Origin of the sequence: Streptomyces sp. NPDC050842, from assembly GCF_044456565.1 — a bacterium.
Lineage (GTDB): Bacteria > Actinomycetota > Actinomycetes > Streptomycetales > Streptomycetaceae > Streptomyces.
The window spans coordinates 306,158-321,279 of the sequence record NZ_JBITGA010000008.1 but is presented as its reverse complement, the minus strand read 5'-3'; the positions used below and the strand labels follow the sequence as shown (position 1 = coordinate 321,279).

Annotated in this window: 16 protein-coding genes and 2 pseudogenes; 7 read left to right on the top strand and 11 right to left on the bottom strand. The window is 71.5% G+C overall.

The window, feature by feature from the left end:
- The first annotated feature begins 75 nt into the window (after positions 1 to 75).
- Positions 76 to 576, top strand: a complete 501-nt coding sequence (locus tag ACIBG6_RS27520; protein ID WP_399225294.1) for a hypothetical protein — start codon at positions 76 to 78, stop codon at positions 574 to 576.
- On the opposite strand, the pseudogene ACIBG6_RS27515 reads toward ACIBG6_RS27520, so the two are convergent.
- Positions 559 to 843: pseudogene (locus ACIBG6_RS27515) on the bottom strand (ATP-binding protein); the annotation flags it as partial. The gene ACIBG6_RS27520 and the pseudogene ACIBG6_RS27515 sit on opposite strands and share 18 nt — an antisense overlap.
- Positions 844 to 1,057: 214 nt before the next feature.
- Here ACIBG6_RS27515 and ACIBG6_RS27510 point away from each other — a divergent pair.
- Positions 1,058 to 1,777, top strand: a complete 720-nt coding sequence (locus ACIBG6_RS27510) for a DUF4232 domain-containing protein (protein ID WP_399225292.1) — start codon at positions 1,058 to 1,060, stop codon at positions 1,775 to 1,777.
- Positions 1,778 to 2,227: 450 nt separating this feature from the next.
- On the opposite strand, the gene ACIBG6_RS27505 is transcribed toward ACIBG6_RS27510, so the two are convergent.
- Entirely contained in the window at positions 2,228 to 2,920 is a 693-nt protein-coding gene (locus ACIBG6_RS27505) for a hypothetical protein (protein WP_399225291.1), read from the bottom strand.
- Between the two features lie 196 nt (positions 2,921 to 3,116).
- Here ACIBG6_RS27505 and ACIBG6_RS27500 point away from each other — a divergent pair, with 196 nt between their 5' ends.
- Together ACIBG6_RS27500 and ACIBG6_RS27495 are read left to right on the top strand one after the other, a co-directional pair.
- A complete protein-coding gene (locus ACIBG6_RS27500) occupies positions 3,117 to 3,659 on the top strand; it encodes an NUDIX domain-containing protein (RefSeq protein WP_399225289.1) in 543 nt (180 codons plus the stop codon).
- 161 nt (positions 3,660 to 3,820) lie between these two features.
- Complete coding sequence (locus tag ACIBG6_RS27495; protein ID WP_399225288.1) at positions 3,821 to 4,606, top strand: SDR family NAD(P)-dependent oxidoreductase; 786 nt, start codon at positions 3,821 to 3,823, stop codon at positions 4,604 to 4,606.
- 4 nt (positions 4,607 to 4,610) lie between these two features.
- On the opposite strand, the gene ACIBG6_RS27490 is transcribed toward ACIBG6_RS27495, so the two are convergent.
- From ACIBG6_RS27490 to ACIBG6_RS27450, 9 genes and pseudogenes are all read right to left on the bottom strand, one after another.
- A complete protein-coding gene (locus ACIBG6_RS27490) occupies positions 4,611 to 5,528 on the bottom strand; it encodes an SUKH-3 domain-containing protein (RefSeq protein ID WP_399225286.1) in 918 nt (305 codons plus the stop codon).
- Positions 5,529 to 5,535: 7 nt separating this feature from the next.
- Positions 5,536 to 5,931 carry a YwqJ-related putative deaminase gene (locus tag ACIBG6_RS27485; protein ID WP_399225285.1) on the bottom strand — a complete coding sequence of 132 codons (396 nt, stop codon included), beginning with the start codon at positions 5,929 to 5,931 and terminating at the stop codon, positions 5,536 to 5,538.
- On the bottom strand, positions 5,924 to 6,052 hold the full coding sequence (locus tag ACIBG6_RS27480; protein WP_399225284.1) for a hypothetical protein: 129 nt from the start codon (positions 6,050 to 6,052) through the stop codon (positions 5,924 to 5,926). Before ACIBG6_RS27480 ends, ACIBG6_RS27485 begins: the two co-directional genes overlap by 8 nt.
- Positions 6,053 to 6,184: 132 nt before the next feature.
- Entirely contained in the window at positions 6,185 to 6,649 is a 465-nt protein-coding gene (locus tag ACIBG6_RS27475; RefSeq protein WP_399225400.1) for an SUKH-3 domain-containing protein, read from the bottom strand.
- Positions 6,650 to 6,720: 71 nt separating this feature from the next.
- Positions 6,721 to 8,466, bottom strand: a pseudogene (locus ACIBG6_RS27470) (YwqJ-related putative deaminase); the annotation flags it as partial.
- An 80-nt stretch (positions 8,467 to 8,546) separates the two neighbouring features.
- On the bottom strand, positions 8,547 to 8,957 hold the full coding sequence (msrB, locus tag ACIBG6_RS27465) for a peptide-methionine (R)-S-oxide reductase MsrB (RefSeq protein ID WP_399225283.1): 411 nt from the start codon (positions 8,955 to 8,957) through the stop codon (positions 8,547 to 8,549).
- A 10-nt stretch (positions 8,958 to 8,967) separates the two neighbouring features.
- Positions 8,968 to 10,359: a UDP-N-acetylmuramate--L-alanine ligase gene (gene murC, locus ACIBG6_RS27460; RefSeq protein ID WP_399225282.1), complete on the bottom strand. Its 1,392-nt coding sequence runs from the start codon at positions 10,357 to 10,359 to the stop codon at positions 8,968 to 8,970.
- 224 nt (positions 10,360 to 10,583) lie between these two features.
- Entirely contained in the window at positions 10,584 to 11,057 is a 474-nt protein-coding gene (locus tag ACIBG6_RS27455; protein WP_329620658.1) for an indole-3-glycerol phosphate synthase, read from the bottom strand.
- Between the two features lie 105 nt (positions 11,058 to 11,162).
- Entirely contained in the window at positions 11,163 to 11,984 is an 822-nt protein-coding gene (locus tag ACIBG6_RS27450; RefSeq protein WP_399225281.1) for a pyrimidine reductase family protein, read from the bottom strand.
- A 36-nt stretch (positions 11,985 to 12,020) separates the two neighbouring features.
- Between ACIBG6_RS27450 and zapE the strand changes: the two genes are divergently transcribed.
- From zapE to ACIBG6_RS27435, 3 genes are all read left to right on the top strand, one after another.
- The gene (gene zapE, locus ACIBG6_RS27445) at positions 12,021 to 13,106 is read left to right on the top strand and encodes a cell division protein ZapE (protein ID WP_399225280.1); all 1,086 of its coding nucleotides are present in this window, start codon (positions 12,021 to 12,023) and stop codon (positions 13,104 to 13,106) included.
- Positions 13,107 to 13,140: 34 nt separating this feature from the next.
- The gene (locus tag ACIBG6_RS27440) at positions 13,141 to 13,566 is read left to right on the top strand and encodes an OsmC family protein (RefSeq protein ID WP_399225279.1); all 426 of its coding nucleotides are present in this window, start codon (positions 13,141 to 13,143) and stop codon (positions 13,564 to 13,566) included.
- A 167-nt stretch (positions 13,567 to 13,733) separates the two neighbouring features.
- The gene (locus tag ACIBG6_RS27435) at positions 13,734 to 15,092 is read left to right on the top strand and encodes an alkaline phosphatase PhoX (RefSeq protein ID WP_399225278.1); all 1,359 of its coding nucleotides are present in this window, start codon (positions 13,734 to 13,736) and stop codon (positions 15,090 to 15,092) included.
- The last annotated feature ends 30 nt before the right edge of the window (positions 15,093 to 15,122 follow it).

Genomic DNA, 15,122 nt, shown 5'->3' with positions numbered 1-15,122 from the left:
CGGCAAGAGCGTGCCGGAAGTGTGGGCGGTCGAATCCAGATGCACTGATCTCCGTAGCAGCCGCATACTCGCCGCATGTCTTCGTTCTCCGGTCGGTTCCGGGACCCGCGCAGCACCGAGTACGACTTCATCAGCTCGATCCTTGTGCGATGCCCCGGCTGCGCGAAGGCCGCCCGCGTCATTCCCGCGCCCGAAGCCTCCGATCCCGGAGGTCGGATTCTGTTCACGCCGCGACGCCTGGTCTGCCGTGGTTGCGGACTGTCACGGATGTGGAGCGGCCGTCGGGTCATGATCTCCCACGGCACAACCGAACCCGCGATGGATCCGTACTTCGGTATGCCGCTGTGGCTTCAGGTTGAGACCCGGCATGGCTGGTTGTGGGCGTACAACCTCGAACATCTCGACTTGATCCGCCGTTTCGTCCAAGCGTCGCTGCGGGAACGAGCGCCCTGGTACGACACAGGACGGAAGATGACGTTGGTGGCCAACCTTCCGGCATGGATCAAGCGAGCGAAGAACCGAGACGAGATCCTGCGTGCCGTCAGTCGGATCCACGGTTCATTGACCGCCGCCTGATCCCGCGATCCTGGACGCGACCCGTCTCGGTCCTGCCGGCTTCGTGGGCCGGGTCCGCTCCGACCACTTCATGCCGCCGGCCGCTCCAGGCCGGGGCAGATCGAGCTCCGCCCGTACGGTCTTCCCGACCGGTACGCGGTCGAGCACCGTCCACCGCGAGGCCAGCGCCTCGACGAGGAGCAGACCGCGCCCGCCTTCACCGTCGAGGGGCCGGGCGCGGTCCGGCGCCCCGCCGGGCGGCCGGCGCTCGCCCCTGGTGTCGGAGACAAGGACCCCACCGGTCCCCAACTCGCCCTCTCCCCCGCCACCTGGACGGAGTTCCTCTCCCGGGTCGGCTGAGACGGCGTTCGGCCGGAAGCATCACTTCCATGTCCTCCGTTCGTCACAAGCGAGACGGGAACGGATGACGGCCACGGCTCCGGTGCAGAATCGGATCGTCAGCCACATCGTTCAAGCCATGTGATGCACACGGGGGTTCACCATGGGCTCTGCCCGGAAGAGTTGGAAGACGTACGCCCTGGGAGCCGCGGCCGTCGCCGCGCTCCTCTCGTCCACGGCCTGTCAGCCGGGCGGCGGCTCGGACGACGGGGCGTCGGGCGCGACGCCCTCGGGTAGCGCGAGCGCGACGACCGGTTCCGAGCAGCCCACCACTCCGAGTGCGACCGAGACCACCGCGCCCAGCGAGTCGACCGCCCCACCCGTCGCGACCGACTCCGCCACGCCCGGCGACGGCGGCGGCGGGGACGGGGGCAGCACGGCGGCCGCCGAGGCCTGCGTCGACGACGACCTCTCGTACGACACGTCGTACTGGCCGAGGGACTCGGGCCAGCACCTCCTCCTCACGGCCACCAACAACTCCGACAAGCCCTGCACGCTCTACCACTACCCGTTCGTGTACTTCGGCCAGGAGACCGAGAACCCCCTCGGCCCGATGGAGTCGAAGCCGGCGGCCATCGCCACGATCGGGCCGAAGGAGAAGGCGTACGCGGGCATGAAGCTCTTCCTCGGGGGCGAGAAGACAGTCACCTACGAGTCGTTCGGCCTCGCTCTCGCGAACCCGAAGCAGGCCGAGCAGGGAGCGCCGCTCGACATCGCGGTGTCCGACGAGGTCAAGTTCGTCACGGTCGGCCCCAACCCTTCGGTCACGTTCTGGAACCGCGACCGCCGCGAGGTCGAGAAGTACGTCTTCAAGGCCAGGTGACCGTGCCGTCCGCCTGCCCCGCTCCTCGTCCCCCGGCTGCCGGGCAGCTGATGGGAAGGATCGTCGCCCTGCCGGCCGGTGGGTACCGGGTGGTGTTCACCCCCGAGCAGGGGCTCGCGGTCTACTCGGCCCTGGGCGCCCTCGCCCGCAGTTCCTTCACGGACACCGCGACCAGGGTGCGGACAGGCCTGGGCAAGCAGGAGCTGGACGAGTTGGCGGGCCGGATGCCGACCGATCCCGCTGATCCCGGGGCCGACGGGCTGGAGCTGAGCGAGGAGGAACTGCACGCGATTTCCACGCGGCCCTCATGGCCGTCGCCACCCTCTACCTGGTCAACTCGGCCTAATTCGCCAAGGAACCGTTCCAGATCGAGGTGGGCTACCTCCGCGAGCACATGGACGCCTTCGCGCTGGGCCTGACGAACGCGGTCTCCGAGGCGGACGAAGCACCCTACCCTCGGGCTTGCTCGGCTGCGGCGATGTCGGCCACTGTCGCCGTGGCCCTCCGGCCTGCCTGGACCTGCTGGAGTCGCTTGATCGTGGCAGCCAGCACGTCATGGGCGTCGGTGGGATCTCCGCCCGCCTCCTTGACGCGGACTCGGACGACGACGGTGCCGGACCGGCTGTAGCCGTAGACCGTGCCGCTCGATCCGGTGTACGCGAGGAAGACCGATTCCTCTCCGACCACCCGAGAGGGCACCTTGGCGGGAGCCGTCTCGTCCCGGTCCGACCACCGGTCGTACGCCGTCTTCGCGTGCGCGGCGTTGTCGAACTGGCAGACGTCCAGATCGATCTCCAGCGAGCGGCTGTCGTATTCGCCGCTGCCTGCCCGCTGCCAACCGGTCGGGGCGGGGGCATCCGAGGGAGCGCAGTCGTCGGGCTCCCCCGGCAGGCTCTTGTGCAGGTAGCCGGGGGCCACGTCCTCGGCGTCGGGGATTGCCTGGGTGAGCTCGCCCCGGCTGAGCTGCCTGGTCAGCGGTACGTCGGTGTCGTCCCTGAAGGGCTGCACCTCGCCGGTCCTGCCCGCGGACGGCTTTCCCGCGCCTGCCGGCGGCGCCCCTTCGGGAACCTCGTCCGCCGAGCAGGCGGAAAGCGTGAGACAGGTCAGAAGGGTTGTCGCTATGGCGAGGTGACTACGTGTCATGTGATCAAGATAGTCACGCCTCGGTCGCCCGGATCGGACGCGGTGCCCGGCCTGCCGGCCGCCTGACCGGGGCGCCCGACCCGCCGCCCGACCCGCCGCCCGACCCGCCGCCCGACCCGCCGCCCGACCCGCCGCCCGACCCGCCGCCCGACCCGCCGGCTGGCCGGCCGGCTGGCCGGCCACGATACTGGCCGCCATGACCAGCACACCCGACACCGCGACGGCCCCGTTCTCCCGGATCAAGATCCGAACCGCGGCCCTGGTGTTCTGCGGCGACGACGTCGCCCTCATCCGCCGCGACCGCGCCGACTCCACCCACTACACCCCGCCCGGCGGCAACGTCGAGCACGGCGAAGACCTCGGCCATGCCCTCGCCCGCGAACTCTCCGAAGAGCTCGACCTCGACATCGCCCTGGCCGAAGGCGGCGACCTGATGTGGGTCGTCGACCAGCGCGTCTCCCGCCCCGGACCCACCCCGCCCCCGCGCAAACTCCACCTGATCTACCGCCTCCACATCACCCCCGAACTCCGCGCCACCCTCGCCGAGGTCGAGCAGGACGAACTGCCCGACGGCAGCCACGAGACCGGCGTCGTCGAATGGATCGACTACCGCAAGACCGCCGAACTGCCCCTCTTCCCGCCCATCGGCCCCGCCCTCGCCGCCCTGCCCGACCCCCGCGCCACCGTCACCGATGCCGCCCTCCCCGCCGTCACCGACGCGAACTACACCTGGGTGTGACCGCCGGCCTGCCCAGCGTGGGGTGCCGCGCGGGGCGGCCCGGTCCGGCCGTCGATCGTGATGCGGGTCCGCTGCCCCCGAGGGCCCTGTGCCAGGATGCGGGGACCGGCCATCCACCGCACAAGGACGGGCCGGCGCCGTACGACGCGAGGAGCGCCACGATGGACACGAACCCCGCCCTCTACCTCTCCGGGCTGTTCTCGCTCGACGGGCGCACCGCGCTCGTCACCGGCGGCAGTTCGGGTATCGGCCGGGCCATCGCCGGGGCGCTGGCCCGGGCCGGGGCGCGTGTGGTCGTCCTGGCGCGCAAGGAGGGCGAGCTCGTCGCGACCGTGGACGAGCTGACGGCCGCCGGCTGCCGGGCCGGCTGGGTGAGTGCCGACCTGAGCACCCGCGAGGGCATCAGGGCCGGGGCGGAGGCGGCGGCGGCCGTCTTCGGCGAGCCGGACATCCTGGTGAACTCGGCCGGGATCAACCTCCGGCCGCCGCTGGGCGAGTTGGGTGACGAGGTCTGGGACACGACGATGACCGTGAACCTGGAGGCGCCGTTCCTCCTCGGTCAGCGCTTCGGTCCCGGGATGGCCGAGCGGGGCTTCGGCCGGATCGTCCACGTCACGTCCCAGCAGGCGCACCGCGCGTTCGTCCAGAGCGGGGCGTACGGGGTGTCCAAGGGCGCGCTGGAGTCGCTGGCCCGCTCGCAGGCGGAGGCCTGGTCCCCGTACGGCGTCACGGCCAACACCCTGGTGCCCGGCTTCGTGATGACCCCGCTCAACCGGCGGCTCTCCTCCGACCCGGAGAAGGTGAACGCGCTCGCCGCCCGGACCATGGTCGGCCGCAACGGCCTCGCCGAGGACTTCGCGGGCGCGGCCGTCTTCCTGGCGAGCGCCTCCTCCGCGTACGTCACGGGCCAGTCGCTCTTCGTGGACGGCGGCTTCTCCGTCCACTGAGCCGTCAGGGGCGGACCGGAACTCCCGACCAGGCGGCGAAGGCCTTGGCGCAGGTGCGCAGGATCTCTGCCGTGGGGGCGAGGGACGCGGCCGGAGCCGCCGAGAGGGTCAGTACGGGTCCCTCGGCCGGGTTTCCCACCGTCACGGCGCACTCCACCGTGGCCGACGGGCCGTCCGTGCCCGGCGGGGCGGTGACCGTCAGGGTCAGTTCGCAGCCGGCCGCGCGCACGCCCGAGGCGTCGAGGCGGCCGGTCATCGCCGCGATCAGCGGTTCGGTGCTGCTGTCGAGGGAGCCCGGGCCCAGCGGGAAGACCTCGTCCACGGCCACGACGCCGATGCCCCGCAGGGTCGTCGCCCGCAGACGCAGTGCCCGGGCGCCGTACACGCCGCTGCTGTGCAGGACGTAGACGGCGACGAGCGCGGCTCGTACGGCGGCGGCGAGGTCGGCGGAGTCGCCGCCCTCGCCGGGCAGCGGGAAACTCCGGCGGGGCGCGCGGATTCGTGCCGGTGCGATCCCCTCCGCGAGCGCGGTCAGGCCCTCGCGCACGGTCGATCCGAGGAGCCAGGCGCCGCCGGGGCCGAGGAGGACGAGGCGGCCTTCCTCGTCGACGGCGAGCGGCGCGTCCGTGTCCGTACGGCCCAGGGGGAAGAGCCGGACCCCCAGGTCGGCCGCGAGCCGGTCGAGCTGCGGGGCCGCGAAGCGGGCCTCGCGGGGGTCGACGACGCAGCCGGTGGCGGCGACCTCGCGCCCGCCGTCCGGGGCGGGCGGGACGCGCAGGCCGTGGAACTCGCGGACGGCCCGCTCGGCGGCGGGGAAGACGCTCCCCCCGCCGACCGTCACCGTCGTGAGGATCGCCAGCATGGCGGCGTCCCCCGCGTCCCGCCCCTGCCGCCAGCCGGCCTTCGTCAGTACGTCGTCCACGGGCAGGTCAGCCCTCGCCGTGGAGGACGTCGATGCCGAGCCGGTCGAGGAGCGCCGTGCACGAGCGGCAGACCTCGGCCTCCGTACCGTGCTCGGGGTCGCCGTGCGGGCGGATCTTCCGGGCGACGAGCGCGGCGCCCTCGAAGTGCGGGGCAGCCTCGTCCAGGGTGATCGTCCGGCCGTCGGCCCGCTGCCGGTCGAGACCGAAGAGCTCGTCGGAGACGAGCGCGGACTCGGCGCAGTAGCCGATGAACGGCTCGCGCAGGGACGGCGGGAGCCCGTCGAAGAACTCCCGGACGGCGGGGTGAAGGTGAGGCTCGCCGTCGCCGGCGAGGTTGGTGTGGCTGGTGATCGTGCCGTGCATGAGCAACGACGCGGCCGTGCCGGGAATCAGGTCAGACATGGAAATCCTCCGCGTCCTGCAGGGGCCACCGGAAGAGGCCGATCATGGCCTCGTGCTTGCCGGTGCCCAGGTAGTAGTTGCCGAAGCTGTTGATGGTGAAGAACCGGCTCTGCTCGTCCATGACGAACACTTCCCCTTCGCCGGATTCCCACCGGAAAACCAGCCGTACGCGGCGAACCAGGCGTCGACGTCCTCGGGGACACGGAGATGGGGCACAGGGCGCTCCTAACCCGCCGCCGTGTCGGGCGTCGGGTCAGACAAAGTAGTCCTCCGCGTCCTGCATCGGGGCGTGGGCGAGGCCGATCATCGCCTCGTGCTTGTCGGCACCCATGTAGTAGGCGCCGGTGTGGTGCAGGTAGAAGAACCTGCCCCGCTCGTCGACGAGCACCGGGGACGAGTCCGAGCTGTCGAGGCCGACCGGGAAGAGCCGGACGCCGAGGTCGCGGCTCAGCTCGGCGACGTCGGCCGGAGCCGACCGGTAGCCCAGGTACGGAGTGAAGTAGAGGTACTCCTCGCGGGGGGCGTCGATCGTCAGGCGCAGCCCCCCGTGTTCGGTGAGGAAGGCGGTCGCGGCCTCGAAGGGCTCCACGGGAGAGCCTGCTTCACGGTACTGCTCGGCGACCTCCCTCATCATCGCCGTCGCCTGGTCGGTCACGTCGCGGCCGGGGAACCATCCGTGTTCCCCGAACCAGGCGTCGACGTCCTCCCGGGTCTCCATTCGTGGCACGGGAACTCCTATCCGGTGTAGGCGGAGACACCCGCCATGTCCATTGCGATCTCGCACGACCGGCACGGCGCTTTGTACTCGCCGTGGCCGAGGGGGTGCGGTTTGACCTGCTCGCCGATCTGCACGCTGTAGACCTGCGATCCCTTCATGGCCTCGCGTACGTCGTCGGCCGACGTGATCGAGGTGCCGTCGGGGTCGAGACTCCGCAGCCGGTCCGAGACCAGGTTGGCCTCCGCGCATTTGCCGTGTCCCGCCCCCGGGTTCCTGCCTTCGCCTTCGATCTGCGCCTTGACGTCGTCGTAGATCGACTGCATGGCGGGGTGCAGGTCGGGCAGCTTCTGGCCGGCTCCCTTGGTGGAGCTGGAGTGGCTCGTGACGGTTCCGTCGTGCAGGAGGCTGCCGGAGCACGATCCGTCGAGGAGGTTCGTGCCGGGCGGGAAGTGGGTCTTGGCAAGGTCGATCTGGTGCTTGGGGTCGTTCGGGTTGTCGGGGTCGGCCTTGCGCGCCTGGTTCGCGAGGTCGCGGGCCTCCTGGACGAGCGCCGCTCGCTGCTGTTCGGGCGTCAGGTGCCTGACGTCGAGCGGGTCCGTCCGGTGGTGCCTCATGTTACCGGCGGAGCTGCCGTGCCACGGCGGGGCCGGTGAGATGCGGTTTCCGCCGGGGTTGTTGCCGCTGCCGCCGCCCGGGCCGTTGCCGCCACCGCCGCCGCCCCCACCGCCGCCGTTACCGCCGCCGCCCCCGCCGCCGTTGTTGTCGTGGTCGCCCTTGCGCTGGCGGGCGAAGCGGTCGCGGAGGTTGTCGTCGGTGGTCTTGTGGTCGACGGAGATCTGCTTGACGGCCTTGGGCAGCGTCTGGCCGACGTGGTCGCCCATGTTCTTCGCGGCCTTGGTGAGCGCTTCGAGGGCCTTGTCGGCGATCGGGTCGATCGCGTCGGCGATCGAGTCGCGGCCCCGCGTCCGGCCGTGCGCGGTCTTCGCCTTCGTAAGTTTGCCCGCGGTCTTGCCGTGGATGCCCGCGCTGACGGTGTTGAGCTGGGTGGAGGCGTGGGTGTGCTCGGCATGCTCGATGTGCAGGTTCTTCAGCCCCCCGCCCTTCGAGCCACCGCCACCACCTCCGCCGCCACCGCCGCCGGCCGAGGCCAGGCTCAGGGCCTCCTTGCCGGACTGGACGCCCTCCTTGAAGCCGTCCTGCCCGGCGTCCTTGGTCTGGTCGAGGTCGACCCCGTCCTGCAGACCGATCGCCACCGCGCCCAGCTGGACGACGAGATCGGCGGCCATGCCTTCGAGGGCCGCCACCGCCGGCTCGGTCATCGCGGCCACGACGTAACCGACGGCCTCCTCCACGCACTCCTTGATCAGCCGCTTGATGACCTCCTGCGTGGCCCGCATCGACGCCGCGCCGATCAGCGCCGACAGTCCGCCCGTCACCGGGATCAGCGAGATCGCGATACCGGCCTCGGCCGCGAGATAGCCGAGCTGGACGAGTGCGGCGAGCTTCATGCCCTCGATCGCGCCGGCCGCCGTGTCCAGACCACCCGCGACCGTCCGCGCCGCACCCGAGATGTCCTTCAGGTGCTTGGTCTTGATCTTCGCCCAGTGCTCGTTGAGCGCGTCGAGCGCCTCGCCCTCACCGGACGACAGCAGCCGCTCGAAGTGGTTGTTCGCGAGCTGACCGTCGTCCTCCAGGTCCTCCGCGAACTCCCTGAGCGCGTCCGCCATCTCGCGGTACGCGTCCTCGTCGACGTTCGGCCACGCCACCCCGATCAGGTCGAGAAGTGTGTCCGCCCAGTCCGGAACCGTGACTGCCACGTTCCCCCGCCCCCCGTTGAAGACTGTTTGCAATCCGCAATAGTCCTACCACAGGGGGCTGGTGACGAGGCGTCCGGGCGTCAGCCCTCGTCCGGCTCCAGGCGCAGCGAGATCGAGTTGATGCAGTACCGCTGGTCCGTCGGGGTGGGGTAGCCCTCGCCCTCGAAGACGTGGCCCAGGTGCGAGCCGCAGCGCGCGCAGCGGACCTCGGTGCGGACCATGCCGTGGGAGGCGTCGTCGATCAGCTCGACCGCCGCGGAGTCCTTGGGGTCGAAGAAGGAGGGCCAGCCGCAGTGCGACTCGAACTTCTCGTTCGACGTGAAGAGCTCCGCGCCGCAGGCCCGGCAGGAGTACACGCCCTTCGTCTTCGTGTCCGTGTACTCCCCGCGGAAGGCCGGCTCGGTGCCCGCCTGGCGGAGCACCTGGTACTCCGCAGGAGTGAGCTCCGCGCGCCACTGCTCGTCCGGCTTCTCGACCTCGTACGCGGTCATCGGATGCTCCTCAGTTCGACAGGTGGTCCAGGATGCGCGGTCCGAGGTCCGTGACATCGCCCGCGCCCATCGTCAGAACGAGATCGCCGGGCTTGGCCATTCCCGCGATGACGTCCGGGACGGTCGCCTTGTCGCCGACGGCCGTGACGTCGGCGCCGGCCCGCTGCGCGGCGGCGATGATCAGCTCGCTGGTGATGCCGGGGATCGGGTCCTCGCGGGCCGGGTAGATGTCGAGGACGACCGAGGCGTCGGCGAGGGCCAGCGCGTCGCCCATCTCCTTGCCGAGCTCCTGGGTGCGGGAGAACAGGTGGGGCTGGAAGACGACGAGCAGGCGCGAGCCACCGGCGGCGCCGCGCATGGCCTCCAGGTCGGCGGTCATCTCGGTGGGGTGGTGCGCGTACGAGTCGATGACCTGGACGCCCGCGGCCTCGCCCTTGAGCTGGAGGCGGCGGCCGACGCCGGTGTAGGCCGTGAGGGCCTGGGCCAGCTCGGCCGGGTCGATGCCGACGCGGGCGCCGGCGGCGAGGGCCGCGGCGGCGTTGTGGGCGTAGTGGCGACCGGGGACCGAGACGGTGAAGGTGTGCTCGACGCCGTCGAGGAGGACGACGACCTCGCTCTTCATGCCGTTCGGGGCGATCTTCAGGATCCGGGCGTCGGAGTCCTCGGACTCGCCGACCGTGACGATGTCCAGGCCGTCGCGGTCCGCGACCCGGCGGGCCAGCTCGCGGGCGCCGGCGTGTTCGCCGACGACCAGGGTGCCGCCCGGGCGGATCTTGGCGGTGAAGGCCTCGAAGGACTCGTAGATCTCGTCCATGGAGGCGTAGTTCGCGTGGTGGTCCAGCTCGACGTTGAGGACGATCGCGACCTCGGGGTCGTACTTCTGGAAGCTGCGGTCGCTCTCGTCGGCCTCGGCGACGAAGACGTCCCCGGAGCCGTGGCGGGCGTTGGTGCCGGGGCCGGCGAGGTCGCCGCCGATGGCGTACGAGGGGTCGAGGCCCAGCTCGGTCAGGGCGACGGCCAGCATCGACGTGGTCGTCGTCTTGCCGTGCGTACCGGCGACCGCGATCGCGCGCAGGTCGTCCATGAGGGAGGCGAGCGCGTCGGAGCGGTGCACGACGGGGATGCCGAGCTCGGCGGCGCGGGCCAGCTCGGGGTTGTCGGCGCGGATGGCGCTGGAGACGACGACGGCGGAGGCGTCGCCGGCGAGGTGCTCGGCGGCGTGGCCGATGTGCACGGTGGCGCCGAGGGCGCGCAGCGCCTCGGCGGTCGGGGACTCCTTGGCGTCGCTGCCGGCGACCTTGGCGCCGCGCTGGGCGAGGATCTTCGCGATGCCCGACATTCCGGCACCGCCGATGCCGATGAAGTGCGGCCGTTCCATGGCGGCAGGGATGGCGGGTGCCATGTGGATCTCTCCCCGGGTGCGTCTGGCTGTGTCGTACTGGAAGGACCAGCCTAGTGGCTCGCGCCGGGCGGCCCGGGGCACGGGGCTCGGCGGTCCGCAGTGTCCCCGGCCGGTGCGGGGCCGCCGTGTCCGCGCTCCGTGACAGGCCGCCGTGTCCCCGGCCCCGTGAGGGCCGCCGTGTCCGCGCCCCCTGCACGGGGCGCGGACACGGACCCTCGGTGTTCCTACTCCTCGCTGTGGGCGAAGAGCTTCAGTACGGGTACGCCCACCTTGTGGCGGGCCCGGGAGGCCCAGTCCCGGTGGAAGAACTCCTCCACGTAGTGCGGAGCGGTGAGAACGATCACCTCGTCCGCCTCCGACTCCTCGACCACCGCCTTCATCTTGGTGAGCGGGTGGTCCTCGACGACCTGGCCGACCGCTTCGCAGCCGGCGTCTCTCAGGGCCTGGAGCGAGTGCTCCAGGGCCAGCTCGGCGGGGACCCGGGCGGCCTTGCCCTCCGGTTCCCCGCCCTCGTGGGCGGCTTCCTTCAGTTCGCCCATGGCGACGTCGTCGATGGCACGCAACAGCACGTCGGCCTGGTCACCACGCGGCTGCATAAGGACGATGAAGGACACGCCCTCGTCGCCGTGCAGCGTGGTGACGAATTCCACGTCGACGGAGGTCAGGGGCTTCTCGATCATCAGAACGCTTGTGAACACCTCAGGAGCCCTTCTGCGGAAACCATCCTTCCCCGTGCCCGCACGGGGTCTGCGACATAAGTGTGCCCAGCGGACGGAAAGCGGAACGACAAATTCCGCCGATTGTCAGATCCGACGGTAGCGGGTGAAGAGGAAGCCGTCCTGCTCCAGCACGGAAGCCACGGCGAAGCGTGTCGGGACGGCCACCGAAGGGCCTCCGGCGATCCGCTGGGCGCCGCCCGCGGTCATCGTCGGCGAGATCGTCAGGCACAGCTCGTCGAGGACCTCCGCCGCCACGAACTGGCCCAGCAGCCGGGGCCCGCCCTCGGTCAGCTGGCGCCGCAGCCCGCGCTCCGCGAGGACCGCGACCGCGCGGGCCGGGTCCACCCCGGCCCCCTCGCCCGCGAAGAGCACCTCGGCACCCGCCTTCCGGGCGGCCTGTACGCGCTCGGCGGGCGCGGCGGCCCCCGTGAGGATCAGGGTCGGCACCAGCGGCTCCGTGAAGAGCGGCAGCGAGAAGTCAAGGTCGAGCGAGGCGGTGACCACGGCGATCACGGGTGCGGGACCCTGCCCGGCGGCGGCCCGGCGGGCGGCGAAGGCCTCCCGCGCCCTGGCCGGGCGGTACCCCTCCAGACGTACCGTTTCCGCGCCCACGACGATCACGTCGGCGAGCCCGCGCAGGGTGCCGAAGATCCGCATGTCCGTCTCGGAGGAGAGCGGCTGGGAGCGGCCGTCGTGCTGGCCCGCCCCGTCGAGGGACGAGACCATGTTGGCCCGCAGCCACACACGGTCACCCTGCGGGTACGCGTAGGCGTCGGCCAGCTCGTCGAGGGACCATTCCCGGCCACCGGCCGGGGCCTCCGCGGTGGTCCCCGCACCGGTCTCCGGGGCCTCCCCCGCGGCGGTGTCGTGGGCTGTCATGTCCGTCACAGGGAGCAGGCGTCGCATCCTCGCAGTCTGACATGGCGCTTACAGTGGGGAACTGTGTCGACCCACGCCCTCACCGAAGCGGCTTCCACCGAAGCGGCCCCGCTCTCGCTCTGCTCCCGAGAGCCCCACGTCCCCGCCGACCGTCTCGTCGCGGAGATGGTGCCGCCGCCGCGCTTCGACTCCGTACGTTTCGACACGTACCTGCCGGACCCGAACCAGCCGAGCCAGACGGACGCCGTCAAGGCGCTGAGCGGCTTCGCCGAGGGCCTCGGCGGGGCGCACGCCACCGGCGCGGGGAAGCGCCGCTGGTTCGCCAAGAAGCCGGCTGCCCCGAGCGGGCCGCGCGGGGTCTACCTGGACGGCGGGTACGGCGTCGGCAAGACCCACCTGCTGGCCTCCCTCTGGCACGCGACCCCCGCCGATCCGGCGCTGAAAGCTTTCGGCACCTTCGTCGAGCTGACCAACCTGGTCGGCGCGCTCGGCTTCCAGCAGACGGTGAAGACCCTCAGCGGGCACCGTCTCCTCTGCATCGACGAATTCGAACTGGACGACCCGGGCGACACCGTCCTCGTCTCCAGCCTCCTCGGCAAGCTCGTCGAGGCGGGCGTGGCCCTCGCCGCCACCTCCAACACGCTCCCCGGCAAGCTCGGCGAGGGCCGCTTCGCCGCCGCCGACTTCCTCCGCGAGATCCAGGGCCTCTCCGCGCACTTCATGCCGCTGCGGATCGACGGCGAGGACTTCCGCCACCGCGGCCTGCCCGAGGCCCCCGCCCCGTACTCCGACCAGGTCGTGACGGAGACCGCGTACGCGACGCCGGGCGCGTCCCTCGACGACTTCCCGCACCTGCTCGACCACCTGGCCAAGGTGCACCCGAGCCGGTACGGCGCGCTCACCGACGACCTCGCCGCGGTCTGCCTCACCGACGTCCAGCCGGTCCCCGACCAGTCGACGGCCCTCCGGCTCGTCGTCCTCGCGGACCGCCTCTACGACCGCGAGATACCCGTCCTCGCCTCCGGACTGCCCTTCGACCGGCTCTTCAGCGACGAGATGCTGAACGGCGGATACCGCAAGAAGTACTTCCGGGCCATCTCCCGGCTCACCGCGCTCGCGCGCGACGCGAAGGGGCTTGTGGCGCAGTAGCTTGGGGGCCGTACCCGATCGAAAGGGATCCACCATGGCCACCGTGCGTCACGCCCACACCGTCTGGCAGGGCGACCTCCTCAAGGGTTCCGGCGTCGTCACCCTCGACTCGTCCGGCCTCGGCTCGTACGACGTCTCCTGGCCGGCCCGGAAGGACGAACCGAACGGCAAGACGAGCCCCGAGGAGCTCATCGCCGCCGCGCACTCCTCCTGCTTCTCGATGGCCTTCTCCGGCGGTCTGGCCAAGGCCGGCAATCCGCCGACTCGCCTGGAGACCAAGGCGGACGTCACCTTCCAGCCGGGCGAGGGCATCACGGGCATCCACCTGACCGTGCGCGGCGAGGTCCCGGGTCTGGACGCCGACCAGTTCCAGGCGCTCGCCGAGGACGCGAAGAAGAACTGCCCCGTGAGCCAGGCGCTCACGGGCACGACGATCACGCTCACCGCCGAACTGATCTGACCCCAGGTCAGTTCCCGCGCCACATGAGGCTGTTGTGGCCCGCATGGTTCACGTGTCACCACAGTGCGTGATACACACATGCGGGTCACACGTCACAGCACACTCCACAGCGCACGTCACCGTGCACAGCACACGCCTGTCCGCCAACAGGAAAAGTGGGTTGCCTCATGTCCGCGACACGACGTCAGATCCTCTCCCGCACCGGCGCGTCCGTCGCCGGGATCGCCTTCACCGGCGCGCTCTCCGAACTCTTCGCCGGCAGCGCGGTCGCCGCGGGAGGAGCGGGGTACGGCCCTCTCCTCCCCGACCCCGCCGGACTCCTCGACCTCCCGGCCGGCTTCCGCTACAAGGTCCTCTCCCGGCAGGGCGATCCGCTCCGCTCCGGCGAGGGGCCCGTCCCCAGCAACCACGACGGCATGGGCGCCTTCGCCGGCCGGCGCGGACGCGTGCACCTCGTCCGCAACCACGAGAACCGGGTCACCGGACGCATCGGCGTCCCCACCGTCCCCGGCCTGACGTACGACCCGGCCGCGAAGGGCGGGTGCACGGCCCTCGAACTCGACGGCCGGAACAACGTCCTCGGCGAGCGCGTCGCCATCGCCGGGACCGCCGTCAACTGCGCGGGCGGGCACACTCCTTGGAACACCTGGCTGACCTGTGAGGAGACCGAGGACAAGGCCGGCACGAACGGCTACACCAAGGACCACGGCTTCATCTTCGAGGTCGACGGAGCCGACCCGCGCCGCACCGGAGCCGTCCCCCTCACCGCGATGGGCCGCTTCCAGCACGAGGCGATCGCCGTCGACCCGTCGAGCGGCATCGTGTACGAGACGGAGGACGCCTTCCAGCAGCCCTTCGGCCTCTTCTACCGCTTCCTCCCGCGCAAGCCGCTCGGCGGCACCGGCTCGCTGCGCGCGGGCGGCGCGCTGGAGGCGATGCGGGTGCCCGGCGTACCCGACCTGTCCGTGATCCAGGAGACCGGCGCGCGCTTCGAGGGCGTCGAGTGGGTCCCCGTACCGGATCCGCAGGCGGCCGAGACCCCCATCAGGCTCCAGGACTTCGGCCCGAAGGGCATCACGCACGCCCAGAAGCTGGAGGGCTGTTACTGGGGCGGGCGGGCCGTGTACTTCGTGTCCTCCTTCGCCCGCCTCACGGACGGCTCGGGCGCGACCCACTTCGGGCAGGTGTGGAAGTACGAGCCGCACCGGCGCCGCCTCACGCTCGTCGTCGTCTTCGGCCCGAGCACGGACATCCAGCTCCCCGGCGAGTCGCCGGACAACATCTGTCTGACGCCGAGCGGCGGCCTGATGGTCAGCGAGGACGGCGACGGGGCGCAGCACGTCTACGGGGTGAGCAGGAAGGGCGAGGTGTACCCGGTCGCCCGGGGCGCGCAGAACATCGGGACGCCCGAGGCCCCGGAGTGGGGCGAGTTCGCGGGCGTCACCTTCTCCCCGGACGGCTCCACGATGTACGTGAACTGCTACACGCCGGGGACGACGTTCGCGGTGACGGGCCCTTGGTGCTGAGCTGAGCTGACCTGAGCCGAGCCGAGCCGG

Bases quoted from the DNA above. Each gene is read 5' to 3' on its own strand.
- ACIBG6_RS27520 (WP_399225294.1), top strand. From the start codon at position 76: ATGTCTTCGTTCTCCGGTCGGTTCCGGGACCCGCGCAGCACCGAGTAC.
- ACIBG6_RS27450 (WP_399225281.1), bottom strand. From the start codon at position 11,984: ATGCGACGCCTGCTCCCTGTGACGGACATGACAGCCCACGACACCGCC.
- murC (WP_399225282.1), bottom strand. From the start codon at position 10,359: ATGGCACCCGCCATCCCTGCCGCCATGGAACGGCCGCACTTCATCGGC.
- ACIBG6_RS27500 (WP_399225289.1), top strand. From the start codon at position 3,117: ATGACCAGCACACCCGACACCGCGACGGCCCCGTTCTCCCGGATCAAG.
- ACIBG6_RS27510 (WP_399225292.1), top strand. From the start codon at position 1,058: ATGGGCTCTGCCCGGAAGAGTTGGAAGACGTACGCCCTGGGAGCCGCG.
- ACIBG6_RS27495 (WP_399225288.1), top strand. From the start codon at position 3,821: ATGGACACGAACCCCGCCCTCTACCTCTCCGGGCTGTTCTCGCTCGAC.
- ACIBG6_RS27505 (WP_399225291.1), bottom strand. From the start codon at position 2,920: ATGACACGTAGTCACCTCGCCATAGCGACAACCCTTCTGACCTGTCTC.
- ACIBG6_RS27440 (WP_399225279.1), top strand. From the start codon at position 13,141: ATGGCCACCGTGCGTCACGCCCACACCGTCTGGCAGGGCGACCTCCTC.
- ACIBG6_RS27475 (WP_399225400.1), bottom strand. From the start codon at position 6,649: ATGGAGACCCGGGAGGACGTCGACGCCTGGTTCGGGGAACACGGATGG.
- msrB (WP_399225283.1), bottom strand. From the start codon at position 8,957: ATGACCGCGTACGAGGTCGAGAAGCCGGACGAGCAGTGGCGCGCGGAG.
- ACIBG6_RS27435 (WP_399225278.1), top strand. From the start codon at position 13,734: ATGTCCGCGACACGACGTCAGATCCTCTCCCGCACCGGCGCGTCCGTC.
- ACIBG6_RS27480 (WP_399225284.1), bottom strand. From the start codon at position 6,052: ATGGACGAGCAGAGCCGGTTCTTCACCATCAACAGCTTCGGCAACTAC.
- ACIBG6_RS27485 (WP_399225285.1), bottom strand. From the start codon at position 5,931: ATGTCTGACCTGATTCCCGGCACGGCCGCGTCGTTGCTCATGCACGGC.